Annotated in this window: 20 protein-coding genes; 3 read left to right on the top strand and 17 right to left on the bottom strand. The window is 70.0% G+C overall.

Annotated features, from left to right (window positions below; all coding sequences use genetic code 11):
- Positions 1–2: 2 nt before the first annotated feature.
- From NU688_RS21365 to NU688_RS21405, 9 genes are all read right to left on the bottom strand, one after another.
- Positions 3–1,676 (bottom strand): FxLYD domain-containing protein, encoded by a 1,674-nt coding sequence (locus NU688_RS21365; protein WP_257862797.1) that lies wholly within the window; start codon positions 1,674–1,676, stop codon positions 3–5.
- Entirely contained in the window at positions 1,673–4,234 is a 2,562-nt protein-coding gene (locus NU688_RS21370) for a DUF5682 family protein (RefSeq protein ID WP_257862798.1), read from the bottom strand. Before NU688_RS21370 ends, NU688_RS21365 begins: the two co-directional genes overlap by 4 nt.
- Positions 4,225–5,358, bottom strand: a complete 1,134-nt coding sequence (locus tag NU688_RS21375; protein WP_257862799.1) for an AAA family ATPase — start codon at positions 5,356–5,358, stop codon at positions 4,225–4,227. The genes NU688_RS21370 and NU688_RS21375 overlap by 10 nt, the downstream gene beginning before the upstream one ends.
- The gene (locus tag NU688_RS21380; protein ID WP_257862800.1) at positions 5,355–7,283 is read right to left on the bottom strand and encodes a VanW family protein; all 1,929 of its coding nucleotides are present in this window, start codon (positions 7,281–7,283) and stop codon (positions 5,355–5,357) included. The genes NU688_RS21375 and NU688_RS21380 overlap by 4 nt, the downstream gene beginning before the upstream one ends.
- Complete coding sequence (locus NU688_RS21385) at positions 7,256–7,861, bottom strand: hypothetical protein (RefSeq protein ID WP_257862801.1); 606 nt, start codon at positions 7,859–7,861, stop codon at positions 7,256–7,258. Before NU688_RS21385 ends, NU688_RS21380 begins: the two co-directional genes overlap by 28 nt.
- Before the next feature lie 226 nt (positions 7,862–8,087).
- Positions 8,088–11,915, bottom strand: coding sequence for a DUF4132 domain-containing protein (locus NU688_RS21390; protein WP_257862802.1), 3,828 nt, complete (start codon positions 11,913–11,915; stop codon positions 8,088–8,090).
- Positions 11,916–12,006: 91 nt separating this feature from the next.
- On the bottom strand, positions 12,007–14,112 hold the full coding sequence (locus NU688_RS21395; protein WP_257862803.1) for an SWIM zinc finger family protein: 2,106 nt from the start codon (positions 14,110–14,112) through the stop codon (positions 12,007–12,009).
- Positions 14,088–15,221 carry a VWA domain-containing protein gene (locus NU688_RS21400; RefSeq protein WP_257862804.1) on the bottom strand — a complete coding sequence of 378 codons (1,134 nt, stop codon included), beginning with the start codon at positions 15,219–15,221 and terminating at the stop codon, positions 14,088–14,090. The genes NU688_RS21395 and NU688_RS21400 overlap by 25 nt, the downstream gene beginning before the upstream one ends.
- Positions 15,222–15,457: 236 nt before the next feature.
- Positions 15,458–15,838, bottom strand: coding sequence for a helicase SNF2 (locus NU688_RS21405; protein WP_257862805.1), 381 nt, complete (start codon positions 15,836–15,838; stop codon positions 15,458–15,460).
- A 256-nt stretch (positions 15,839–16,094) separates the two neighbouring features.
- Here NU688_RS21405 and NU688_RS21410 point away from each other — a divergent pair, with 256 nt between their 5' ends.
- A complete protein-coding gene (locus NU688_RS21410) occupies positions 16,095–16,565 on the top strand; it encodes a DUF6314 family protein (protein ID WP_257862806.1) in 471 nt (156 codons plus the stop codon).
- A gap of 6 nt (positions 16,566–16,571) precedes the next feature.
- Here the strand turns inward: NU688_RS21410 and NU688_RS21415 are convergent, their stop codons facing one another.
- The 5 genes from NU688_RS21415 to NU688_RS21435 form a co-directional block, all read right to left on the bottom strand.
- A complete protein-coding gene (locus NU688_RS21415) occupies positions 16,572–17,150 on the bottom strand; it encodes a biotin transporter BioY (protein ID WP_257862807.1) in 579 nt (192 codons plus the stop codon).
- Between the two features lie 47 nt (positions 17,151–17,197).
- A complete protein-coding gene (locus NU688_RS21420) occupies positions 17,198–17,791 on the bottom strand; it encodes an energy-coupling factor transporter transmembrane protein EcfT (RefSeq protein WP_257862808.1) in 594 nt (197 codons plus the stop codon).
- The gene (locus NU688_RS21425; RefSeq protein WP_257862809.1) at positions 17,784–18,542 is read right to left on the bottom strand and encodes an energy-coupling factor ABC transporter ATP-binding protein; all 759 of its coding nucleotides are present in this window, start codon (positions 18,540–18,542) and stop codon (positions 17,784–17,786) included. The genes NU688_RS21420 and NU688_RS21425 overlap by 8 nt, the downstream gene beginning before the upstream one ends.
- Before the next feature lie 42 nt (positions 18,543–18,584).
- Positions 18,585–19,430: an isocitrate lyase/phosphoenolpyruvate mutase family protein gene (locus NU688_RS21430; protein WP_257862810.1), complete on the bottom strand. Its 846-nt coding sequence runs from the start codon at positions 19,428–19,430 to the stop codon at positions 18,585–18,587.
- A gap of 104 nt (positions 19,431–19,534) precedes the next feature.
- Positions 19,535–20,158: an FMN-binding negative transcriptional regulator gene (locus NU688_RS21435; protein WP_257862811.1), complete on the bottom strand. Its 624-nt coding sequence runs from the start codon at positions 20,156–20,158 to the stop codon at positions 19,535–19,537.
- A gap of 171 nt (positions 20,159–20,329) precedes the next feature.
- Here NU688_RS21435 and NU688_RS21440 point away from each other — a divergent pair, with 171 nt between their 5' ends.
- Together NU688_RS21440 and NU688_RS21445 are read left to right on the top strand one after the other, a co-directional pair.
- Positions 20,330–21,043: a YebC/PmpR family DNA-binding transcriptional regulator gene (locus NU688_RS21440; RefSeq protein ID WP_206176824.1), complete on the top strand. Its 714-nt coding sequence runs from the start codon at positions 20,330–20,332 to the stop codon at positions 21,041–21,043.
- Between the two features lie 27 nt (positions 21,044–21,070).
- Entirely contained in the window at positions 21,071–21,499 is a 429-nt protein-coding gene (locus NU688_RS21445; RefSeq protein ID WP_257862812.1) for a GFA family protein, read from the top strand.
- 9 nt (positions 21,500–21,508) lie between these two features.
- On the opposite strand, the gene NU688_RS21450 is transcribed toward NU688_RS21445, so the two are convergent.
- The 3 genes from NU688_RS21450 to NU688_RS21460 all read right to left on the bottom strand — a co-directional run bounded on the left by NU688_RS21450 (position 21,509) and on the right by NU688_RS21460 (position 25,396).
- Complete coding sequence (locus NU688_RS21450; protein WP_374684669.1) at positions 21,509–23,491, bottom strand: ATP-binding protein; 1,983 nt, start codon at positions 23,489–23,491, stop codon at positions 21,509–21,511.
- A 119-nt stretch (positions 23,492–23,610) separates the two neighbouring features.
- On the bottom strand, positions 23,611–24,507 hold the full coding sequence (locus tag NU688_RS21455; RefSeq protein ID WP_257862813.1) for a transglutaminase family protein: 897 nt from the start codon (positions 24,505–24,507) through the stop codon (positions 23,611–23,613).
- Positions 24,473–25,396 carry a rhodanese-like domain-containing protein gene (locus tag NU688_RS21460; protein ID WP_257862814.1) on the bottom strand — a complete coding sequence of 308 codons (924 nt, stop codon included), beginning with the start codon at positions 25,394–25,396 and terminating at the stop codon, positions 24,473–24,475. The genes NU688_RS21455 and NU688_RS21460 overlap by 35 nt, the downstream gene beginning before the upstream one ends.
- Positions 25,397–25,402: the final 6 nt, after the last annotated feature.

Here is a 25,402-nt window from a genome sequence, read left to right on the forward strand (position 1 = left end):
GGCTATTCGGTTTGATATAGCGTCGAAACGCTCGCGAAGTCCCGGCCGTTCTGCTCCACGTCCACCTGGAACGGCACGCTCTCGCCCGGCGCGATGGCCGGCAGGTTTTCCACCAGCTTGAAGCCGGTGAGCTGCCCGTTGCGGTCGCGCAGGCTCACCCACAGCCGCACCTTGCCGATGATGGCGTTGCCCGGGTTCTTCACGCTGCCCGTGACCTCCACGCTCTTGTAGGTGAAGCGCTGGCTGAAGTTGAGCAGCACGCTGCCCAGCTCGGCCTTGGTGCCGGTCACCTTCACTTCGAGCGGCTTGCGCGGCCCCGGCAATGCAGCGCGGCGCATCGGCTTCCATTCGATGCGGGTCGAGGTGAAGCGCTCCATGTCCTCCGGCTCCAGGAAGATCGGGAAGCGCTCGCCCGGGTAGAGGTACGCGAGGCCCGCGATGTTGGTCGTGCCATGCGCCTTGCTGCCGCTGAAGCGCGAGATCACGCCGCCGGGTGCGAGCACGATCGCATCGGTGCTGCGGTTCACCAGCTCGCCCAGAAACAGCCGCTGCTGGATGTTGTTGCGCCCATCGACCAGCGGCAGCAGCTCGAGATCCTTCGGATCGAAGCGCTCGCTGTCCTCGGCCAGCAGGTCCTCGGTGCCCAGACGCAGGTCGGGGTTGAAGCTCTCCGGCCCGGCCGCGGTGCGGATCACCCGGTCGGCATTGAGCACCGGCGTGCGCGAGCCCGAGGCATCGACGATGTTGTAGCCGATGCGGTAGTCCCAGGCCGCGATCGCCGCCGCGCGGCCGAAGCGGGCGACGCTCACGTCCACCGAGGTCTGCGCGCCGGGCTTGAGTTCGGTCGCCTGCGCATAGCCATGGCCGAAGCCGATTACCTGTCCGGCGTCGTCGTACAGCGTGGCCAGCACGTCGATGCCGCCGACGATGGCCGCGTCCTTGCGCGTGTTGTCGATGCGGCCCACCAGCCGCACGCGGTCGCCCTGCTGCACCAGGCGCACGCGCGAGAAGGTCATGCGCGGCCCCTCGACCGCGTTGTAGGGCTCGGCGAGCTTCTGCACCTGCAGCGTCTGCCGCGTCACGTTCTTTCCGTTCGGCATGTCGACCAGCGCGGGCGCGCTCTCGCCCGGCTCCAGCACGAAGATCGGCAGCGTCTCGGTGCGTTCGTCGACCTTGCTGTCGCCGTCGTAGTAGGTTGCCCGGATGCCCGCGCGCGACAGCGGCCTGCCGGTTTCGTTGCGCGCCACCACCAGCAGCTTGGGTTGTGCCGAACTGCCGCTGCCCACCAGCACCTGCCGCGGCTCGCCGAGCTTCAGGCCCTCCACCGGGATGGTGCGGTCGACAAACGCCGCCACCGCAGGCGTCGCACCGGCGGGCTGGCGCGACGCAATCAGCAACTCGGCGATGCGCGCCACCAGCAGCACGGCCAGCACGACGGCAATGCCGATGCCGACCTTGCGCAGCATCAGCTTCTGCCGCAACGCCTCTTCGGCGGCGAGCCGCCGGCCCGCCTCGTTCTTGACCTGGTCCAGCACGCGCTCGAGCCGGTCGGAGACCTTGTCTTCCACCAGCGTGACCGAGCCGCAGTGGTCGCAGGTGTATTCGTTGAGGCCGGTGCGCTTGAGCACGCTGCTGCCGCATTCGCCGCACTTGAGCGTCTGGAGGTCGATGGTCATGAAGCGCTTTCGGTGTTCGTGGCGGCGGCCGGTGCCGCGAGCCATGCGGCCAGGCCGTCGCGCCGCAGGCACTCGGCCAGCGCGAGCTGCAGCTGCGCGCCTTCGTGCAGGTCGTGTTCGGTGGTTTCGTAGTGCACCTGGTAGAGCGATTCGCCCTCTGCCTCGCCCAGCCCGTGCAGACCGGCCACGCGGCCCGCGAGGTCCGAGGTCTCCTGCGGCTTGAGCCGGGTGAAGGCCTGGCGCAGATCGGGCAGGTGCGCCACGAAGGCCTCGGCGTCCCAGCCGCGCACCAGGCCGTCGAGCCCTTCGAGCAGCGCGGGCAGGCGCAGCAGCAGTTCGGGCGCCGCGGCCATCACGCCGTTGAGGAAGCGCACCGCCTCGCGCGGCTGCGCACCCGCGCCGAAGCGCTGCCGCACGACGGTTTCGAGCGCATGGTCGTCCCAGTGGCCGTCAAGGAACAGCAGGGCCGATGCCGCGCCCGCCACGGCCGGCGCCACCGCCGCGCCGGTTGCGAAGCGCTCCAGCTGGGCACGCAGCAGGTCCAGGTCGATGGCGTGGCCGCCGTCACCGTCGCTATCGCCGAACTCTTCCCCAAGCGACGCCAGCAGGCGCCCGAGTTCACGCAGCGACAGCAGTTGCTTCACCGCCCCGGCCTCGCCCTCCTCGGGGCTCGGCCCCAGGTCGGGCAGCAGGAACAGCGCGGCCGGCCACACGCGCTCCAGCAGGCTGCGCAGTTGCGGATGCTGCTGCACGCCCAGCGGCTCTCGCGCGCGCCACAGCGTGACGAGCCGGTGGCCGCAATCGACCACCGAGCCGAGCGCGGCGTCTTCGTCCAGGTGCGTCGAAAGCATCGACAGCAGCTGCGGCAGGCGCGACTGCAGCCCGACCAGGCAGGCGCGCAGCAGCAGCGCCACGGCCGCGCTCGCGCTGCGCCCGCGGCCCTGGTCGGCGAGCGCGACCTCTTCCTTGCGCAGCTTGGCCATGCACACGGCCTCGACGGATGCCCCATCGGCCGCGAGTTCGATGAGCCGCGCCTCGACCAGCGGCGACCACGCGGCGCGCCATTCCTCGAACAGGATGTGCAGCCGGCTGTTGCCGAGAAAGTCCGGCCCCGCGAGCCAGGTGCCGAGCCCCGCATCGAGGTAGGCCATCGCGTGGAAGAAGCGGCTGCGCTCGCGGTGCGAGGGCTTGCGGTACAGGTCGAGCCGCGCCACGCGCGCCGTGCTGTCGTCCAGCCGCACGCCGGCCGCGCGTGCAAGGCGGCGCGCGTCCTCGATCAGCGGCGGCGAGCCGGCCGAGGGCGGCACGTCGCCGATGCGCGTGCCGCTGAGGAAATTCCGCAGGTCGGCCGTGAAGCCGCGCGTGCCCTCGTCGATCGCGCCCTTGATGAAGCACGAGCGAATGGCGTCGAGCAGGTCCTGCCGCCCCGGCCCCGCATTGCCGCGCAGCGCCGCGAGGCGCATGGCCTGCGCGGCGGCGGCCTGCACCAGCGCGGTGGAGACGGCATCGACCTGGTCCTGCGCGCGCGTCTGGCGCGCGAAGCGGGTGAGGCTGTGGAGCGTCACCGCGGTGAAGGGGTCGTCTTCGCCGGCCTCCAACCGCTCCCACACCTGCTGGTAGTAGCCGGGCGAAGGCATGCCCGAGGCGTAGCCGTTGAGCGCATCGAGGCGCTCGAAGCTGTAGCGGATCAGCCAGGCATCGGCGGCGCCGTCCCTGGTGGCGGCCGGTGCCTTGGAAGGCTTGGCCTTCTGCCACTGCGCGACGAGCTCGGGCGTGTGGAAGCCGCCCGTCACCACCACGATCGGCCCTTTCACCTCGTTGCGCCAGCGACGGATGTGACCGGCCATGTGGCGCTCGCGCGGCAGGCTCAGTTCGGCTTCGAGCACCTCGGGTTCGTAGTCGAGCCGCGCCATCGCGCACCAGCTGAACACATCCGAGAAAAAGGCGCGCCAGTCGCCCAGCGCCGCGGTGCTGCGCAGCTCGAAGAGCCGGTCCCACAGCTCCTGGTGATCGACGCAGCCGAGCTGCGCGGTCAGTGCGTTCAGGTAGCGGCTGTGTGCGAAGTAGCGCTCTTCCATCAGGCTGCGCGCGGCATCGCGCGCCTCGCCTTCCTCCTCGTTGTTGCGGTGCCAGGCCTTGTCGCTCCAGGGAAGGTCGATCAACCCCAGTTGCGCGCCGAGCGCCGCGCCTTCGCGCACCGCGATCCACTCGGGGCTGTAGTCGCAGAACGGAAAGAAGGAGGTGCGCGATTCGGTGCGCGTCTTCTCTTCCGTCTCGGGGTCCTCGGCCGGCACCTGGCGCGTGGTCTGGCAGAGCCAGGCGACGGGCGCCCTGGTCTTTTCGTGCTGCAGCAGCGGCAGCAGCGCAGCGAGGTCGTCGGGCCCTTCGATCAACACGGCGGCGGGCTTCACCTCGCGCAGCAGTCCGCGCAATGCGAAGGCGCAGGCCGGGCTGTGGTGCCGCACCGGCACGAAGAACACCTCGTCGTCCTCGCCGAACAGCCGGCTGCGCGCGGCCTCCAGCGCGGCGGGGAGCGCCTGACCGGGCTCTATTGCCACAGCGCGCGCGCCGCCTCGTGGAAGGTCTTCCACTGCGCATCGCGCTTGCCGCGCTCGCGCACCACGGTGTCGAAGTAGTGGCGCACGCGCTTCACGTCGTCGGTGCTGTCCTTGAGCACCACGCCCTGCAACTGGCCCGCGATCTCGCGCGCCGTGAGCTTGCCGCCGTTGAAGTGGCGCGCCTGCAGTGCCGCCGCGTAGGCCACGTTCACCGCCTCGGCGGTGGACATCACCGCATCGAGCCCCTTGATGGCGGTGCCGTCCTGCGTCTGGCCCGCGCGCAGCTCCTGGAAGGTGGTGACCAGCAGCGCCACCACGTCGCGCGGCACCTCGACCGGCGACTCGCCGCCGCTGGCCAGCTCACGCTTCAATTGCGCCATCACCAGCTCGACCTCGAAGTCGTGGTCGCGGATCGGCTTGACCGTCTCGAAGTTGAAGCGGCGCTTGAGCGCGGACGACATCTCGTGCACGCCGCGGTCGCGCAGGTTGGCGGTGGCGATGATGTTGAAGCCGCGCTGCGCGTAGAGCCGTGCACCGTCCGTTTCGTCCCGGCCGAGCTCGGGAATCATCAATTGCTTGTCGCTCATGAGCGAGATCAGCACGTCCTGGATCTCGGGCGGGCAGCGGGTGATTTCCTCGAAGCGCACCAGCTGGCCCGCGCGCATCGCCTGGTAGAGCGGCGAAGGCACCAGCGCGCGCTGGCTCGGGCCTTCGGCCAGCAGCAGCGCGTAGTTCCAGCTGTACTTGATGTGGTCCTCGGTGGTGCCGGCGGTGCCCTGCACCGTGAGACCGGAATCGCCGCTGATCGCGGCCGCGAGCAATTCGGACAGCAGCGACTTCGCGGTGCCCGGCTCGCCCACGAGCATCAGGCCCTGGTGGCCCATGAGCGTGACGATGGCGCGGTCCACCAGCGGATCGTCGCCGTAGAACTTGCGGCTCACCTGCTGCTTCTCGTCGCCGAGGATGAAGCGGCGCACCGCGCGCGGCGAGAGCTTCCAGCCCGTGGGACGCGCATCGGTGTCGGCCGCCAGCAGGCGCGCGAGTTCGTCGGCATAGCGCGCCTCGGGGGCGAGACGCACGGCCTGATTGGCGGGGGAAGAAGACGGGGAGGTGCCGGTGCTCATGGTGTGGTGACTGCGGGTTCTGGAACCGTGGATCGGGCGTCGGCCATCGTAGCGGGTGGTGTACCGAACGGCTTTGTAGTGGTGCTGGCGAGCGCCGCCTGCAGCGCGGCACGCAGGCCTTCGACATCGCCCGCCGTGACCTCTCGCACGCCCGGCAAGCCCGCGAGGCCGCAGGCGGTCGAGGCCACGACCGGCACGCCGGCCGCCAGCGCACGCAGGAGCGCGCGCGGCGCATGTTCGACGTGGGCGGGGAGCACGACCACGCGGGCCCCTTGCAGGCCGTGGCCGCGCCAGTGCAGGTGCTCGACGTGGTCGATGCCGCGCCACATCTGCGTGTCGTCCGATGGCGAACCCAGCACGCGCAGGCGGCAGGGCCAGCCTTGCAGCGCGGCGGCGAGTTCGCGGGCACCCTTGCGGGCGAGCGCGCTGGCGGCGAACACGATCAGCGGAGGTTCGCCGCGCGCATCCGCTGCGGCCGGCATCGAGGGTTGCAGCAGCCAATCGAGCCGCAGCACCGCCGCCTGCGGCGCGACGGACGCCAGGTGCCGCGCGATCTCCGCATGCGGCGTGACGCCCGCCGCGGCCCGCGCCAACGCCGCGGCCTCGGCCCGCACGAGCGCGGGGTCGGCGCGAAAGTCGCGCAGCGTGGCGTCGCCGGGCCAGCGCTCGGCGGCAGCGTCGAGCCGGCGTTCGATCTCCGCCATCGGCAGCGCACCGGCCAGCACCGTGACGCGGCGGCCATCGAGCGCGCCGGCCTGCTGCAAGTACGGCAACAGCGCCTGGTCGACCACCAGGTGCGTGTGATCGGCTGCGAGGCGCGCGGCAGAGGCCAGTGCCAGCCAGCGCTGCCCGTCGATCAGGCTGGCCTGCCGCCGGCCCGCATGCCGCGCCCAGAGCCGCTGCCACACGGCGCGGCGCAGGCTCGCCCACCGGAGCGATCGGACGGAATCCGCCGTCTCCCGATGCCAGCCGGAATGGGGCAGCCGGCGCCAGAACGCGAGTTGCACCGGCACCGGCTGCATGCGCTCGGCGCCGGCATGGTGCGCATCCAGGTAGCGCGCGAACTCGGGCGTCCAGGCGTCGAGCAGGACGGCCGTGCGCCCTGGCTGCTGCTGCGCGGTTTCGGCGGGCGGCCGGTGCCGGAAGCAGGCCGTCTGGTCGCAGCTGAGGCAACCGCGCGCCAGCGGCAGTGCGGTGCCCGTGCCCGCCTCGCCGGCTCGCCGCAGCGCCACCGGGACCGCGGGCATCGCCAGCGGCGAACGCGCGCGGATGCGCAGCACCAGCTCGCTCGCCGTCAGCTCGACCTCGAGCCGCCAGGCATGCTTGGCGCGCAGCTTGAGATCGACGTAGTTCCAGAACACCGTCGCATCCACCGCATCGCCCGCGGCATCGGCGGCCTGCTCGATGCGCGCCGTGTGGCCGTGGCGCTCCACCAGTTCGAAGCCCGCGCGCGCCGCGACGGTGGCCAGCGCATTCGACAGCTGGCAAAGCCCGCCGGCCAGCGTCGGCACCACGCAGCCGCCGCGCAGCTCGCGGCCCTGCACGAAGCCGCGCGAGGCGCTGGGCCGGCCCAGCTGGCGCCAGAAGCTCAGCAGTTCGCCGGCCGGCACCTCGATGGCATCGAAGGCGCGGCGCGCCACGCGCAGGTTCTGCACCTTGCCGGCCACCAGGGGAAATTCGTCCGCGCGCCCGTCGGACCACAACGGAGTGCGGTACTGCGCGAGCACCGGCGCATCGGCCAGTGCATGCGTCTCGTGTGTGTCGTGTATGGGGCCCTGCCAGCGCCGCGCCGAGGGCCTGAACGCCTCGCGCAGCGCGTGGGCGGTGGCCAGCAGCCGGGAGCGCAGCCAGAAATCGATGGCATCGATGCGGCGCGGCGGCTGCCAGGCCCGCACGCTCACACCGAAGGGCCTCGCTTGCGCCATTGGCCGAGATCAGCCTCGATGCGCTCGTTGATGTTGCCGCTCCAGTGCGCCTGGAAGCCGGCCGCGCGCAGCAGCTCGATGATGCGGTGGCCGATCACCACGGTGTTGGCCTCGCGCTGCTCGATCTCGGGAATCATCCCGCCGCTGAATGCCAGGTGCAGCCGGCCGGTGCGCACCGCCGTGTCCAGGTCTTGCGAGTGATAGAAGCAGCAGCCCCGGATGCCCGAGGCCAGCCGCCCCGCCGCGCGCCAGTGCTCGCGCACATCGTCATGGCCATCGGAGAGCGTGTTCCCGGCGCGGTGCAGGGCAATGACCTTCTCGCCGCGCAACTGGGCGAACACGGCCTCGAGCCGGTCGTACTCGGTCTGGGCGGGCCAATCAACCTCGGCGGCGTGCTTCTCGGCGCAGATGCGCGCGGCTTCCGTCTTGACCCAGGCGCGGTCCTCGGCGGTGATCTCGTCGGGGTCGAGGTACTCGTCGGTGATCATCCACTCGACATCGGCATCGGGATAGAAGCCGCACCACACGAGGTCGTGAATGCGGCTGCGCGTATCTTCGGGGTCGAGTGTGAGAGCCATGCGGTTTGTGAGGTCGCCTCAGGTGCGACGGGTCATGCTTTCTTTGTTTTCCTGGCGGGAGCGCTGCCGCATTTTCGCGCCTTCGCACCAGATTGGCGCAGTAGTGCGAAAGCATGCGGCCGGACGGCCATGCCGACCGCGCCGCCATCATGATTCATGCACCCCGGCAAGGCAATGCGCCGTTTGGCGCAGCAGGGCGAGTCGACCGAAAAGCCTACCCTGCGGCCTACCACGGCATCTTCTTTTCCCAGTCGGCGTCGAAGCCGGCGCAGGCCTGGGCGATGGCGAGGTAGTCCGCATAGGCCTCGGCCAGCAGCACCGGCGGCACGCCCGCGAGCGGCAGCGCCCGGTCGCCGTAGCCGCGGGCCTTGGCGTCCTCGAAGCCCAGGGTCTTGAGCGCGGCGGGCACGTTCTCCTCCGGCAGGGTGTTGCCCGAGAACTCGATGGCCACGCGCACGCCCACCGACGAGAACTCCTTGGTGTACTGATAGAAGAAGCCGCCGTCCTCGGCCTGCGCGCGCTGGTAGCCGAGCTTGGCGAAGCTGCCGCGCAGGGTGAAGGTGTCGCTGATCCAGCCCAGCCGGTCCTTGATCTCGCTCACCGCATGGCCCTTGTCGTCGGTGAAGGCGATGGCCGGCGGCTTGCGCGTCATCTGCGGGAAGAGCGGCGCGAGCTTGTAGTCCTTGAAGTGCTTGTTCCAGGCGGTGGCCGTGGCCTCGTCGACCAGCGAGGCATGGCCCAGTCGCAGCTGGCTGCCGTCGGCGAGCTCGACCTCGTCGTCCTGGGTGTCGATCAGGCTGCCGTCCTCGGTGGGGCGGAAGCTGCCGCGCACCTTGCCCTCGGCGTCCAGTTCCAGCCACACGAGCCGCTGGATCAGCCGCCCCGCCACCGGATGCCGGTACAGGTACTCGCGCCACTCGGCCTCTGGCCAGACGCGGCCGGTGCACATGGCTTCGAACAGGCGCGCGGTCTGCAGGTCGATGACCTGCTTGAGTTCCTTCTTGCTGGTCGAGAGCTGCGACTTGGCCTCCTTGATGAGCGCCGGGTCGTCGTTCTGCCGCGGCTCGGGCAGCGTCTTGACGACCTTGCCCTCGGCGTTGCGCAGCTCGGGCTTCATGGCCGCATCGAGCACCACGGTGAAGATGCGCTCGCCATACGCCAGCTCCAGCGTGCCGGTGTCGTCCAGGCCCGCGGTGGGGATGGTGCGGTCGGCCAGCTGGTCCTGCGTCCAGCCGTTGCGGTCGGCGATCTGCTGCACCAGCGCGCGCGCCTTCTCCTGGACCGAGGCGGTGCGGTAGCGCCGCGAGATGCCCAAGAGGAGCTGGATCACCACCGGGTCGTTGCCCGGCGCCACGCCTTCGAGCATGGCTTCGATCTGCGAGCGGCGTTGGTAGTGGTCGCGCATGTACTGCTGCAGCAGCGTCACCACCTCGTGCCCGGACGCCTGCGCGGCGAGGGCCAGGACGCCCTTCTCGCCGATGGCGCTGCCCAGGTACTCGCTCATCTTCTCGCGCTTGCATTCCTCGAAGACCTGCTCCTGCGTCTTCTGGAAGTCGGCCTCGTAGTACTTCTTGTACTCGGCCTTGGCGTTGTGATAGCCCTGCTGGTTGTTCTGGTAGCGCTGCGGCGCAACGGCGTTGGCATGCGCAATGCCTTCGTCGAGCGAGGGATGGCGCGTGTCCTGCGCGATGAACTGGCGCAGCACCAGGCTGCCGATGGCCTGCCGGCCCGGCGCGTCCAGCAGCCCCAGGTAGCGCGTGAGCAGCGCGTTGCCGCCCGGCTCCTTGAGCTTGCAGGCGAGTACCACCCACCAGCGCACGATCTCGGGCTCGACCGCGCTGCCGTCCAGCCACTTGCAGGCGGGCAGGCCGTCGAGCGCGAACCATGCGAGCCCCGCCGGCGGCTTGGCCTTCAGCCCCTTCTTCGCCTCGGCCAGCAGGATCGCGGGCGCGAGGCGCGGCGAGATGTCGTCGCCCAGCGCTTCCAGCGCGGTGAGGTAGGCGGCGCGCACCGTTTCGCGCGTCTCCTTTTCAAGCCCCTTGGTGATGGCGGGCAGGGCCTCGGCGTACTTCAGTTCGGCCAGCCAGTCGGCGGCCTCGATGCGCACTTCGCTCTTGGTGGCGTCGAGCGACTCGACCACGCGCCGGCCGATGTCCGGCAGCATCGACAGCGCCTTCTGCGCGGCCGCGCGGTGCGTCTTGCCCTCACCGAGCGCCAGCTCCATCACGCGCGGCAGCCAGCGCGCCTGCACGGTCGGGAAGATGGCCAGCGTGCGCAGCGTGGCGTTCAGGTCGAGCTGCGTCTGGCGGCCTTCGCGCTTGGGCGGAGCGATGAGGCCCAGGCCCTCGTCGATGTACTCGGGGTGTTCGGCAAAGAAGGGCCACACGCGGTCGGCCGGCAGCACGTCGACCGCCGAAGCCTGGTTCCAGTACTGGAAGAGCGCGGTGTGGGCCACGTCGTCGATCGGCATGCCCGAGCGCTGGAGCAGCTCGGCCAGCGCGCGCAGGTCGACCGAGCCCGCGGGCTGGCGGCCGAGCCACTTGTGGAAGCCGTCGTCGAACCAGAAGCTGGTCCAGTGGCGCGACACGCCCAGCCAGCGGATGAGGTGCGGCATGCCGAAAGCCGGCAGCGCCTGCAGGCGGTTGCCGAAGCTCACGACCTGCTGCAGCTGGCCGTTCCTCATGCGGTTCTGGTCGTGCTTGCTGGCCTGGCCGTTGAGCACGCGCACCGCCACGCGCATGTCGTCGTCGGTGAGCTTCTTGTGGGCGGTGTAGTTTTCCTGGCGGAACTTGTATTTGTACTTGTCCGTCGAGACCCGGTTCTCCTCGATCTCGGCCTCCGCCGCGATGCGGTTCTTCTCGAGCAGCTCGATGCGGTTGGCGATCAGCAACTGCACCGCGTCTTCGCCGAGCGGCTGGTCCTCGAAGGGCTGCCAGGCCGGCGGCTCGGGCAGCGCGAGTTCGCCCGCATCGCCCGCCGCGTCGAGCCGCGACAGCGCCGAGCGGATGGCCTGCTGCACCGCCTTGCTGGTCTCGGTCTCGGCGGCCGCGGCGAGCAGCGCGCGCGCGGCGTCGCCGGGCAGGCGCGCGAGCAGCTCGGCCGCCTGCGTGCGCTGCGTGGTGTCGCCGTCCTTCAGCAGCTGGCCGAGCAGTTCGAGGCGTTGCGCCTCGGCGATGCCTTCGATGTGCGGCGTGGCCTCGGCGCGCACCGTCTTGCTGCTGTCGATGGCCAGGCGCACGAAGAGCGGCGCGAAGTCGTTCAGCAGCGTCTTGTCCTTCCCGATGCGCCGGGCCAGCAGCACGCGGCCCGCGGCCGAGAGCTGCACGGGCAGCGCCTCGGCGGCTTCGCGGTGGCTGCGCATGTAGTCGGCCACGGCCTCGGCCTGGACGATGCCGTCCAGCCGGTCGTGGTACCAGGCGTCGAGGCCCTTGCGCTCGAAGATCTCCTGCAGCGCGAGGGGTTGCGCATCGAGCCCTTCGTGCGCCAGCAGCGCCGCGACGAGGTGCACGTTCCATGCGGGGCGGTGCTTGGCGAGGTCGCGCTCGTCGCTGTTGGTGCCTCCCTTGTTGAAGGTGGCGAACACGGCGTCGTTGACGAGGTACTGCAGCCAGTCGGGCACGGCCGCGCCGGGGTGCTCGAGCGACTGGCCGCCGTCGGCCGCCGCGAGCAATTTGCCCAGGCGCACCAGCGCGTCGAGCGGCGGCGTCTCGGCGCGCACGCTGGCGTAGAAGCGGCCGCGTTGCTCGAGGCTGCCGTTGCCGACCTTCTCGAGCGGTTTGTTCTGGTAGTTGTTGAAGCCCCAGCGCAGGCGGCCGGGGTCGCCGAGCAGCTTGCCGGGCTCGAAGGAGCGCGCGGCCTGCAGGTCGAGCAGCACGGTTTCCTGCGTGCCGTCGACGAGGAACGCGGTGGCCTTGGCCGGCAGTTCCTTGCCCGCCTTCTCGAAGCAGGCGACGGCCTCTTCCAGCAGCTTGGCTTGCTCGCGCGTGAGGCCTCCCTCGGCCCTGGGGGTGGCGCCGCCGCTGACGGCGCCCAAGATCTTGTCCAGAAATCCCATGCGTTCTCCTCAAAGCAACCGGCAATTCTGGCAGTTGGCGATGACGCTTTGACCACCGCCGGACCAGTGGAAATACCCGCAACCAAAGGTTCTAAATCGCCTGTGCTTCGCGGTGTTCCGGCAGCCCGTCGAGCTCGCCCAGCAGCTGGCAGAGAAAGCCCAGCTTCAGCAGCGGCACCGCGGCCGGCGCGGCGAGGTGCGCGCGCAATGCGTTCGCCAGCACCTCCAGGCCGATCGAGCCGGTGCGGTCGAGCGCCTCGTGCAGCCGCTGGCGCTGCGGCGCCGTCAACGCCATGCGGCCGGTCGCGGCCTGGGTCTCGGCCACGTCGATCACCGGCGCGAGCAGGCGTGCCGAGAGCGTGGGCGCGCCCATCGGCGCGGCTTGTCGCTGCTGCTGGCGCGCCTCGAACATGCGCAGGATGCGGTTGGCCAGCGAGGTGGTGCGCGCGGCTTCGTCGGCGAAGTCGAGCGACACCGCCTGCAGCTTCTTCTTCGCGTCGGTACTGAGCACCGCGATGGGCATGAGCTCGGTGCTGGCGGCCGACCGCTCGATGCGCACCAGCACCGCGTGCACCGGCGCGCGGCGCGCGGTGAAGCGGTCGAGGTTGTCGACGCGCTCCCGGTGCTCGGGGCCGACCGGAATACCCAGTCGCAGCCACTGGCCCGCGTCGTCCTGCACCAGCCAGTCGAGGCGCTGCCGGGCTTCGTCGAGCACCGGCAGCCGGGTGTCGGCCGGGCGCAGCAGCACCGCATCGAAGGGCTCGGCCGCAAGGCCGGTGGCGGCGCGCAGGCGGTCGCCGAGTTCGGCCCAGTTGCCGCAGCCGATGGCCGCAAGGCGCGGATCGTCGGCGTCCCAGGCCGGCAGAGGCTGGGCGCGCGTGGCGCCGCCGAGCGCGAGGCGGCCGTCTTCGGCCAGGCGTGGCTGTTCGAGCCGCACGGCGGTCTGGCATACGCTCTGTGCCGCGCCGGCGCCCGGCCACAGCGCGTTCGCGGACCATGCGCCGCTGCGGGTGAAGGCGGTGTCGGTGCCGTCGGGTCGCGCCAGCGAGGCCTGCAGCAGGCGCGCGCCGGCCAGGTCCCAGAACGCCACCGTGAGGCCGCGCGCGCCGCCGCGCGTCTGCCACCAGTGGGCACCGAGCGGCAGCAGGTCGAGCGCGGCGGTTTCGTCGAAGTCGCGGCGCAGCCGGCCGCGCAGGGCCGCGGCCAGATCGCCCTCGGCCCGCGCCAGCGCCGCGCACAGCGCATGGATGCGCGCCATGAGCGCGAAGGCATCGCGCTCCTCCGCGCGGTGGTCGCGCCGCACCAGCAGGTCGACCGTGCCGCCAAGGTTGCGCAGCAGCGCCGCGAGGCGCGGCAGGCCTTCGCCGCGCGCCGACATGTTGAGCGCGAGCAGGCGCGCCGAGGTCAGCTCGCTCACATGCGAGAGGCCGCCGGTCAGCAGCTCCTGCAGCATCGATTCGACCTGCCGCAGAAAGGCGCGCTCGCGGTCGCCCAGTCGCGCGGTGTCTTCGACCGGTGCGGGCTGCGCGCCTTCGGGCCACGCGAAGGGCTGGCCGTGCGCGCTGCGCAGCGCGGCGATGGCGATGAGGTGCACCGCCTTGCGCTCGGCGGCCGGCACCTCGGAGACCATGCCCGCATAGCCCGCGCCCGCGACCCAGCGGCACGAGGCACCGAGTTCGGGCAGGTCCATGACGAGCGCGCCGCCCTGCACGCGCCATTCGACGGCGCCGCTGGCCGCAGCCGCGGCACGGCGCACGGCGGCGACGCCCGCGGCCTTGAAGAGCGCCGCGGCGTCGAGCGCGAGGATTTCCGCGAGCGGATCGGGGCCGGCGGGCGTTGCGTTTTCTTGCTGCGCCGCGATCGCATCGCCCGCTCCCGCTGCAGCCGGCTCCAGCGCGCGCAGCCACAGCGCCGCGCCGAGGATGTGCTTGCAGATGCCCGGCGCCGGGCAGTCGCAACGCGCCTGCTGCGGGCCGCGCGCATCGAGCTGCACGCGCTGGCCGTCGGCCATAACCACGCCGGCCACGCCGGCCACGCCCCCGGCTTCGCCTTGCTCGGCCCATGCGACCTTGCCGGCCTCCACATCCTTCGCGGCGCGGCGCAGCAGGCCGGGGTTCGCGAGCGTGGCGAGCGTGTCGTCGTCGTAGGCGCGGTAGCCGTCGTACCAGGCCATCAGTTCATCACCTCCGCGAGCCATTGCGCGAAGTGCGTCGGCGTGAGCGCCGCCACGTGCATGCCCTTGTCGGCAAGGCGCTGCGCCATCTGCCGGTCGTACACCGGGTTGGCCGATTCGTCGAGCGCCGCCAGCCCGAGCAACGTGACGCGCGATTGCGCCATGCGCTGCACCGCAGCCAGCAGCGGCCCCGGCGCCGCGCCTTCCATGAAGTCGCTGATGAGCGCGAACACCGTGCGCTGCGGGTTGCCCACCAGCGACTCGCAGTACGCCACCGCGCGGCCGATGTCGGTGCCGCCGCCCAGCTGCACGGTGAGCAGCACCTCGACCGGGTCGTGCGCCATGTGGGTGAGGTCGACCACCGCGGTGTCGAACACCACCAGCTTCACGCGCACCGCGGGCAGCGAACTCATGATGCCGGCGATGACCGCGCTGTAGATCACCGAATCCATCATCGAGCCGCTCTGGTCCACGCACAGCACCACGTCCCAGGGCAGGTTGCGCTTCACGCGCGCGTTGAAGCGCGGCTGCTCGATGACGATCTGCTTGCGCTCCACGTCGTAGTGCTTCAGGTTGGCCGCGATGGTGGCGCGCGCGTCGAAGTTCTGCGCGCTCTTGATGTGCGAGCGGCGCATGCGGTTGCGCCGGCCGACCAGCGCGTTGACGAAATCGTTCTTGAGCTTGCGGGTGATCTCGTCGACGGTCTTCTGGATCACCTCGCGCACCGCGTCGCGCATCTGGCTGGAGAGCCGCCCGCGCATGCCCAGCAGCGCCTTGGCGAGACCGGGCGTGGCGTCGAGCGAGCGCAGCACAGCGGGGTCGTTGAGCAGGTCGGTGAGCTGGTAGCGGTCGATGGCCTGCGTCTGCATGCGCTCGAACACGTCCTGCGGAAAGAGCTTGCGCGAGCGGTTGAGCCAGTCGACCGCACGCAGCTGGCTGGGGTCGAGCGACCCCGGACCGCCGCCGCCGCTGGGCCTGGCGAGGCCACGGCCTTCGTACTCCCGGCCGTAGAGGTATTCGAGGGCCTGGTCGAGCTTCCAGTCGCCCGACGAGAACTCCGCCTGCGAGAGCGGTTGCGCCGCGTAGCGGCCGAGGATCAGGCGCCAGCGGCGCAGGGTTTCTTCGGACGACATGCGCGATGCGTTCGCAAGGACAGACAGGGTGTGGAAGGAACGGGTCGGTGGGAGGCGAAGGCAGCTTATCAGACGGCCGTGCGCGGCATGGCATGCCCCGCGGGCTCCCTTTTCATGGCCACGCCTTCATCCATCCGTCGCGCTGCATGGCGCGGGCGGCCGAAGACAAGACAACAAAGAAAAAGCCGGCCCATGCTTTCGCATGGCCGGCTTTCGGAGCTTGCGCTCGCCGAGGATTACAGCGGCAGTGCGTCGCCACGGGCGGCAGCGCGGGCTGCGGCGCGGACGGCATTGCGATCCACGGTGCTGGCGACCAGCGGGGCCACGCCAGCCGATGCGCCTTCGGCGTACGGATCGGCGCTGTGTGCGGCGGCAACGGCTTCCGAACGGACGGCAGCGCGGCTGGTCGACGAGACGAACACTTGCGCAGGGCCTGCATTGGCACCGGTGGCGTACGGGTTGGCGCTGTGCGCGGCAACCACGGCCTGGCCGGCGACGTCGGCGCGGGCGGCGGCCGAGGTCAGTTGATGCACGCCGTCATAGCTTTCAGCGTGGGCGGCACCGGCAACAGCCATCAGGGCAACAGCAACGGCGGAGAGGATCTTCGAGGCAGTCATTTGGATTTCCTTCAATTCAGTTCAGTTTTTGCTTCGGATGATTTCGAACCGGTCTTGGGTGGGTCACCGTCCCTCCGGGGGCGGCCACCTCGCTCGGGGCCCTGTTCACCCAGATCGGCTTGGGGGCCGGTCTGTGGATGTATTGTGCGGCGCCATCTACGTAAAAACCCTTAGCGAAAGGAACCGCGGCGTTCACAGAACGGAAACAATCAATGCTCAAACGTCAGAGAACTTTGGCTTGACCTACAGTTCGCGCATGGAAACGACGCCTCTCCCGCCCCTTGCTTCCTGGGGCACGCCGGACACGGTCTTCGATCTGCTGGAAGGCGCCTGGGACCTGGACCGCCTCATCGAGGGCAAGGCCACGATGGTCGGGGCCGCCCGATTCGTGCGGCTCGACGCCGGCCCGCTGAAATACCGCGAAGAGGGCCGGATCCAGCTGCCCGACGGGCAGGCGTTCGACGGGCACCGCGAGTACGTCTTCGAACGCAGCCCCGACGGCTTCTCGGTCTTCTTTGCCGAAGTCCCGCTGCGGCTCTTTCATGACATCGCCATCGCGCGCGAAGGCGACGAACTCGTCGGATCGGCCGGCCACCTCTGCGTTGCCGACCAGTACGACAGCGTCTACCGGTTCCGCGCGGACGGCTCGTTCGCCATCGAGCACCTGGTGAAGGGCCCGCGCAAGGACTACCTCTCGCGCACCGTGTTCAAGCGGCGCGGGCTGTAGCGCTGGTCAGTCGCGGTCGAGCCGCCAGCTCGGCATGCCGCGCATCACCGTCTGCACGAGCATCGCGCAGATGCCGCACTTGATGAGGTCGCCCGGAATGAAGACCAGCATCGCCAGCGCCGCCTGCGTGAGCGACATGTGGGCGATCAGCGAGAGCCCGACGATGCCGAAGGCATAGACCACGACGATCCCGCCGACCACGGACGCGAGAAAAGCCGCTGCTAGCAACCCCTTGCCGGTCGCGCCCGCCATGCGGCGCATCAGGAGGCCGCAGGCGAAAGCGCCGAACATCCAGCCGAACAGAAAGCCCCCGGCCGGCGCGACGAACACCGCCAGCCCGCCGCGCCCGCCCGGCAGCAGCGGCAGCCCGAGCGCCACCGCCAGCAGGAACAGCGCAATCGCGAAGAAGCCGCGCCGCGGCCCCAGCAGGCAGCCGGCCAGCATCACGCCCAGCGACTGCAGCGTGATCGGCACGCCGAACGGCAGATCGACCTTCGGGATCAGGCCGAACACCGCCATCAGCGCGGCGAACAGCGCGATGTACGAGAGCGAGCGGGACGAGGTGATGGAGCCGGTGGTGGTCATGTCGGGATTCGGGAGAGGGGTGTTCGTCGGATTCTGCGCCGCGCGCACTAGCGCCCCAGCCGCGCGGCCAGCGCATCGGCCACCCGCTCGGCAGTCTGCAGCGTGCGGATGGTCAGCGGCGCCAAGAGGCGCAGCCCGCCGCCATGGCCGGCGCGGGCGCGGTAGGCGTCGTCCAGGCGCTGCCATTGCACGTAGAAGTTCTCGGCAAAGCGCAGCATCAGGCCGATGCCGAGCGCGATCCGCTCGGTCGGCACGCCGAAACGCTGCAGCGGCTGCATCACGGTCTCGAGCACGGCCAGCAGGTCTTCGAAGCGCGTGGTGAGCGTGAGCATCAGCGCGAGCACGGCCGCGCTGGCCAGGCGCAGCGCGCTCGCCACGCCAAGCAAGGTCGTGCCCAGGAACCAGTGAAAGCCGACGATCAGCGCGCAGCCGATCGCGATGCCCACCAGCATCCGCACGCGCAGCCACGCCGTGCGGCCGAGCGAAGCGAAGAGCAGCAGCACCACGATGCAGGCGATGCCCAGGTGAACGGGCCGCTCGACCAGCACCAGCAGCGTGCCGCACACCGAAAGCGCCGCGAGCTTGACCCACGCCGGCAGCGCATGCATCCAGGTCGGATGCGACGAGTAAAGGCTACGCATGCCGCGCGCCCCGCTCGGCCTCGGCGCGCTGGCGCACGTTCTCGGCATAGGCCTCGCAGACTTCGCGGCCCGGCCCGTCGGCGCGCACCCTGCCCTGTTCGAGCCACAGCACGCGCTCGAAGTCGTACACATGCTCGAGCAGGTGCGTGGAGACGACGATCTGCTGGCCGGTGGCTTCGAGCTGCGCCGCGAGCCGCGACTGGCTCAGCAGGTCGAGGCTTGCAAACGGTTCGTCGAGCAGCAGCGTGGCGGGCTGGCCGATCTGCAGCGCGAGCAGGCACACCTGCTGCCGCTGCCCCTGGCTCAGTTCGCCGATGGCGCGCCCGGCCCACGCCGCGAGTCCGCGTTCGGCCAGGAATTCGCGCGCCCGCTCGCGCGCCGCCTGCCGTGTTTCGCCGCGCGCCGTGAGGCTGAACGCAAGCTCCTCGGCCACGGTGGGAAAGATGATCTGGTCGTCGGGGTTCTGGAACATCAGCCCCACGTGCTGCGAGAGCTGGCGGCGGTCGGCCTGCGTCCCCTGCGTATCGCAGCCATGCACCACGACGCGCCCCTGCTGCGGCTGGTCGAGCCCGCTGATGAGGCGAAACAGGCTGCTCTTGCCCGCGCCGTTGTCGCCGACGAGGCCGATGCGCGCTTCGTCGAGGCTGAGCGTCAGCCCGTCGAAAACGCGCTGTTCGCCGCGAACCAGCGTGACCGATTCGAGGCGAATGCTGTACGGGACGAGGGGGTCGGTGGAGGTCGGCTGCGGCAAGGGGTCGCCACTGTACCCCAAGCCTTTCCTGCGGCCTTTTTCTCAGGACCCGCCGGAAAAAAGTGCGTTGATCTCGCCTGCGGACAGCATCCCGGCGCCCATCACGCGAAAGCCGGCGTCGCTGCCGTCGAAGGCCTCGGCGGCGATTCGGTCGAGCAGTCCGAGCGCCGCCTGCAGCGGGCCGCAGCCCAGGCTGATGCGGCGCGCACCCGCGCCTGCGAGCACCGCGACCGGCGGCGCCTGGGTGTGGCCCGCATAGACGTTCACCGGCAAGGGCGCCGCCGCAGCGAGACCCGCGATTTCCTCCAGCTTCGACATGCCCGGCACGAAGATGCCATCGGCGCCGGCCGATGCGTAGAGACGGGCGCGCCGCAGCGTGTCTTCGTAGCGCGCGGCGGGGTCGTCGTTGGCGACGAAGTAGGTGTCGGTGCGGGCGTTGATGAAGAAGCGCGCATCGAGCCGGCGCAGCGCCTCGATCCGCTCGCACAGGATTTCCGGCGGCGCGAGCTCCCGCGTGCCGGGCAGCGTGCCGTCTTCGATGTTGATGCCCACCGCGCCCATGTCGATGAACGCGCGCACCACGTCGCGCACGGCCTCGGTGCTGTCGCCGAAGCCGCGTTCGATGTCGACCGTGACCGGCACGCTAGTCACGCGGCAGATGCGCGCGGTGGCCGCCAGCAGTTCGCCCACCGGCACGCGCTCGCCGTCCGCATAACCGAGCGCCCAGGCGATGCCCGCGCTGGTGGTGGCGATGGCTTTGGCCCCGGCGCGCTCGACGATGCGCGCGCTGACCGCGTCCCACGCGTTCACGAGCACCAGCGGATCGGGGCCGGCGTGGAGTCGATGGAAGTGTTCTGTCTGCTGTTGTCGTGTGTCGATGGATGGCATGGCGGATTGACCTGGATGCGTGGAGGAATGAGGCAAGCGTAGTGGCGCCTTGCATCCAGGACTTGGAGAAAACTGCGGTCCAGGCGTGAACCGCTTGCGCGTCGTCAGGGCACGATCAACGACGCCACGGCGCGTGCCGAGGGAGCGTTTTCGAGGGCCAGGTGTTCGATCAGGCTGCGCCGGTCGGCCTCGGTGCGTTGCTGCGACAGGAACCGCTTGCCGGTCAACGACTGGATGTCGATCTCGAAGCCCACCAGCCGTTGCGACGCGTCCTGCACGAATTCCTGCGATGCATCGTCCAGCGACCAGGGTTCGGCGCGCCCTGCCTCCTGCGACGCGGTGAGCGAGGCCAGGTGGGCCAGCACCCAGGCCGGGTCGTCGACGAACCGCAGGACGCCCTGTGCCTGGACTGCCGCATAGTTCCAGCTGGGCGCCAGCCGGCCGCTGCGCTGTCCGTTGACGTACCAGCGCGGCGAGATGTAGGCGTTCGGACTCTGGAACACGGCCGTCACCCGGCTGCCGTCCGGAACGCCTGTGAACAGCGCGTGGCTTCTTGCAACATGGCCCCGGAGCGTTCCGTGAACGCCGATGTCGCAGACCTCCAGCGGGAGCAGGTTGGCCTCTGCAGCGCCGTCTGCCACGGTGACCAGGGTCGCCAGGGGATAGGCGCTCATGAGCCGCAGAAGCTCGTGCCGTGCCTCCACCGAAAACAGGGGCTGTGTGTGCATGCACCAAGTATCTGGTTGCGCCCGGCCGGCGGCTGTCGCCAGGGAGTCCGCAGCCTGTGGTTCCACCCCTGGCGCGCTCCGGCTACAGTTGTCGCCCCAAACCGGTCATCCCGCCGTTCAGGCCCGAGCGCCAGGCAAGGCACCGTACACAACATACAAGGAACATCCGCCATGGGCGCACAGTGGAAAGCAAAGCACAAGGACCTGGCCGCCAATGCCAAGGGCCGCCTGTTCGGAAAACTGGCCAAGGAAATCATGATGGCCGCGCGCAACGGCGCCGACCCGGCCTCCAATTCGCGCCTGCGGCTGGTGGTGGAGCAGGCCCGCAAGGTCTCGATGCCCAAGGACACGCTGGACCGCGCCATCAAGAAGGGCGCAGGCCTCACGGGCGAGGCGGTGCATTTCGAGCATGTGATCTACGAAGGCTTCGCGCCGCACCGCGTGCCGGTGATGGTCGAGTGCCTGACCGACAACGTGAACCGCACCGCGCCTGAAATGCGCGTGCTGTTCCGCAAGGGCCAACTGGGCACCTCGGGCTCGGTGTCGTGGGACTTCGACCACGTCGGCATGATCGAAGCCGAGCCCGCGAATGCCACGGCCGACCCCGAGGTCGCCGCCATCGAAGCCGGCGCGCAGGACTTCGAGCCGGCCGGCGAAAGCAATGCCACCGTGTTCCTGACCGACCCGACCGACCTGGACCTCGTGAGCCGCGCGCTGCCGGCGCAGGGCTTCACCGTGCTCTCGGCCAAGCTCGGCTACAAGCCGAAGAACCCGGTCGATCCGGCCAGCCTGAGCGCCGCGGACCTGGAGGAAGTCGAAGTCTTCCTGGCGGCCATCGACGCGAACGACGATGTGCAGAACGTGTACGTGGGCCTGGCGGGCTGAAGCCTTCTTCGCTTACGAGAGACACCGGTGACAAGCCCCGGGACAACCACCGTCCGCACGCTCGCCGGCAAGTGCCTGTGCGGCGCCGTCCACTACGCGGTGGCCGACGCGTTCACCTACGCCCTCAACTGCCACTGCGCGGACTGCCGACGTGCGACGGGCTCGGCCTTCAAGCCCTTCGCCGGCATCGAGCGGCACAAGCTGGCGATCACGCAGGGCGGCGACACGCTGTTGATCCACGGCGAGGAAAACGCCGGCGACATCCACTGCGGCAAGTGCGGCTCGTTCCTGTATTCAGTGGTGCGCGAGGGCATGTTCGTGCACGTCACCCTGGGCACGCTGGTGGACGATCCGTCCATCCGCCCCAGCGCGCACATCTTCGTCGGCTCGAAGGCGCCGTGGTTCACCATCAACGACGACCTGCCCCAGCACCAGGGGCACGCGGGCGCCGACTGAGCGCGGGCTTCAAGCCTTCCGCGGCTTGCGCTGCAACGGCAGCCACAGCGTGAACAGCGTGCCGCTCGGCCCCGAGCGCCAGCTGACGCCCCCGCCGACGGCCTGCGCGCGGCGCAGCTGGTTCTGCATGCCGCGCCCGCCGGCCTCGGCCATCGCCTTGTCGACATCGAAGCCGCCCTGGCCGTTGTCCTCGATGGTCACGCGCACACCCTCGGCCTCGGGCACGGTGCCCACGCGGATCTCGGTGGCGCGGGTGTGGCGCAGGATGTTGGCGATGCTCTCCTGCACGATGCGCAGGATGTGCAGCGCGCTGGTCGGGTCGAGCCAGTCGATCGGGGGAATCTCCTGCACCTCCCACCGCAGCGTGACGCCGGACCCCTCGAGCCGGGGGCCGAGGCGGTAGCGCAGCGTGGCCAGCAGGAGCAGCAGGTCGTCCTCGAGCGGCTCCATCGAATCGATGGTGAGCTTCAGGTCGTCCAGGCAGCTTCTGAGGATGTGCGACACCTTCTCGTCGCTGAGGCGCCCGTTCTCCACCGAGCGGATCGCGCTGATGAGCGATGAGCCCAGGCCGTCGTGCATGTCCTGCATCAGGCGCTGGCGCTCGTCGCCGATGGTCTGGCGCTTCTCCACCTCGCGCAGCCGGCGGTGGCTCTGTTCGAGCTCGGCCTCGCGGACCTGCAGGCGCTCGGCCAGGCTGGCGTTGACCAGCTCCACCTCCGCGATGGCGTTGACGTAGCGCCGGTACATCAGCGCGCCGAAGACCGTGAAGGTGACGGCGTTGGTGTAGGCACCCAGGTACCAGCCCTCGGGGCTCACGAAGTTGTTCTGCAGCAGCCAGTCGGACAGGCCCAGCAGCACGCACATGCCGATGCCGACGGCCACCAGCCGGCCCTCGTTCGAGCGCCGCCAGGCACTGACGCCGCCCACCAGCGCGACGGCACTGCCCATGAGGGCCGCGCCGACGTAGATGAGCGGCGTGACCTGCGGCGTGTTCCTCAGTATCGAAAGACCCGGCAGGGTCAGCACGCCGATCAGCACGGTCCAGCCGACGACCCCGTACGTCAGCCACTTGAGCGGATGGCCATGCAACTGGCGCAGCGCGAAGTGCACCACCGCGACCAGCCAGAACAGCGAGTTGACCGTCAACCAGGCGAACCAGTCGTTGGCCACCGGCAGGCCCACGTAGAAATGCAGGCTCCGCAGGAACGAGGTGGTCGCGAGGTTGAAGAAAAGCAGGTAGCCGGTTTCATGCCGGCGCCTGAACCACACGAACAGCGCGAACAGGCCCACGGCCATGAAGGCAGCGCCGAGCATGGCGGGCAGGTCCTGCTGGAACCACAGGCGCTTGTTGTAGCGGTCCTTCAGCGAATCGACCGGGCCCAGCCACAGCGAGGACACCGCCACCTGCGCATTGCGCGTGTGCTCCAGGCGGATGAGGATTTCCTTGAGCGGCACCGCATCGGGCGTCTTCTCGATCACCACCCACAGCGGGGTGCGGGTGCTGTTCCACAGCGGCCCTTTTTCCTGCGCGCGATGAACCAGCCGGCCGTCGGCATACACCGCGATGGTGCCGTCGGTCTTGATGCGCACGCCGTACAGCGCAAGCGGGCCGGTGGAAACGGGCAGGTCGCGCACGGACACGCGCAGCCAGGTGGTGCGGGTCGCGCTGGCGATGAAGCGGCCGTCGGCCTGGCGCAGCAGCGCGATGGGCAGGGACAGGGGCAGCTCGATGGGCTGCCAGGTGTCGGGCAAGGCCCGGCTGTCCATGACGATCGAGGGTTCTCGAAAGCCCGGTGCTTCGGTGACCTGCCAGTCGGCATGGGTGATCTGCGTTGCCGGCACGCCCGGCGCGGCGGACGAGCCGCCGAAGAAGACGATCATGACCGCCAGGAGGGCGAGGGAAGCGGCCAGCACCACGTTCGCCCACAGCGGGGCGGCGCGGTATTTCGAGAGGTGTCCGAGCAGCCACGCATGCAGCCGGTGCGGGAACATGAAACTGGTGTTCTTCAGAAGAATGAAGTTGTCGCGGGCAGAAGTGCCCGAACGACAGTGCTGGCGGGATTTTCCCCGCTTTTTTGCGGGGCTCCTGTTTGCCCTGCGGATCGGCGTTGCTAGACGCTGAATTCCATCTCGCCGTCGATGCGGTAGCGATGCGCCAGCCCCACGCCGTTCAGTGCCTTGTCGCGGTAGTAGCGGAACGCGATGTAGTGGGCGTCCCGCTCCATCAGGGCTCTCTTCTGCGCATCGACGACCCGCCACTGCCCGTCGACCAGCACTTCGGCCCAATCGTGGAAATCCATCGGCCGGGGCGCGAAGCTGCGGTCCGTGACATAGCCTTCGACCATGCGGGCCGGGATGCCCGATGCACGGCACAGGGCCACGACGAGGCAGGCGTATTCGGAACAATCTCCGCGCCGTTGGCGCAGCGCATAGAGGGCGCCGAAGTCCTCCGGCATGTAGCCCGCGTAATCCATGCTCGCGGCAACGAAGTCGTAGATGTTGCGCAGGGTTTGCGCATCGGTCGCGGACTTCAGCGCCAGTGCCTGCGCGGCGATCGCTTCGTGGTCCGATTCGATGTAGCGCTCCGGCGCCAGCCAGTCCCGCGCATCCCTGGCCGCGGGCAACGGCGCCGCGCTTTGCTTCAGGTTGACCGTCAGCGCCGCCACGCGTCGCGCGTACGCGCCGAGCCTGTCGATGGCAACGAAGAGGATGGTGTGCCCCAGCGGATCGCTCTGCAGTTCGTGCGGCAGGCCGGTCTCGACGCCGTCCAGCGTCCACCAGGCGTTCCGGCGCACGGGCAGGTACATCCAGAGCCGCTGGACCGGCAGGTCGGTCGCGCCGGGGTTGTTCATGCCGAAGTTGAAGCGAAGCTGCAACTCCCCCTGCGCGGCAAGGCTGCTGCACATTGGCATGAGGGCGCCGCCGGCCAGTACGCCGGCCGCCCTGATCCACGCACGCCGCTGCATGGCCACTTCAACCGCAGCGCGGTTGCTTGGGTCCGCGGGCATGTGCGGCCCATGCGGCCTCCTGCGAGCGCAGGAAGCCCTTCAACGCGGGGGCGCCGCCCGTGTACACCAGCAGCGGCGTGGGAGCCACCACCTGGCTGTACTGGCGGAACGTGGCCTCGGACATCGCACCGTCGACCACCACCGTCACATTGGCAAGCACCGTCTTCTGCTCCTTGCGGCGTCGCTCCACGGCGCCGGCGAGGGCTCGCAGCGCTGTGTCCGAGGAGATGGACACCCGCGGCGCCAGCGGCAGGAGTTCGGCCGATGCCGGGCTGTTCATGACGACGACCAGGCTTTCGGGAAACTGGCTCTGCGCCCACAGTTGCGCGGGGTCGAGTTGCGCGGACTCGAAGGCATCGGGCGCGCCGTGGCCGCTCACGGGCAGCTCCTTCGCGAGGTAGCCGGCCATGCCGCCCATCAGCACCTGGACCGACTTGAAGCCCTGGGCCCGCAGCCGCCCGCAGGCCCCGTAGAGCTCGCGGTCGGACTTGCCATCGCCCACCAGCAGCAAGGGCTTGTCGCGCAGGTGCGTCTTGAGCCGGATGCTTGCCGCGTCGACGCTCATGGCGTTCGCGATATGGAACTGCAGGAAGTCGCTCTCGTGGCGCGTGTCGATGACCGTGGCGCCGTTCTTTTGCAGGAAGGCGGTGGCTGCCGAGGCCGGCAGCGCGCAGCCCGCCTCCAGGCCGCCGTCGGCTCGCCCACTACCGGACAACGCGGCACCGGGCAGCCGCTCGTTCTTGCACATCGAACCCGACTGGGGCATGTCCCGCAGGATGGACGGCAGCCCCGAATCCGTCTGCGCGCTCGCAGGCACGCAAAGCAACATCGCCGACAAGGCAGCGGCGAACGACACGGTGAGGGTGAGAGAAATCTTCCTGTTGTGCATGGGCAC

The organism is Variovorax sp. ZS18.2.2 (assembly GCF_024701975.1).
Classification (GTDB): domain Bacteria; phylum Pseudomonadota; class Gammaproteobacteria; order Burkholderiales; family Burkholderiaceae_C; genus Variovorax.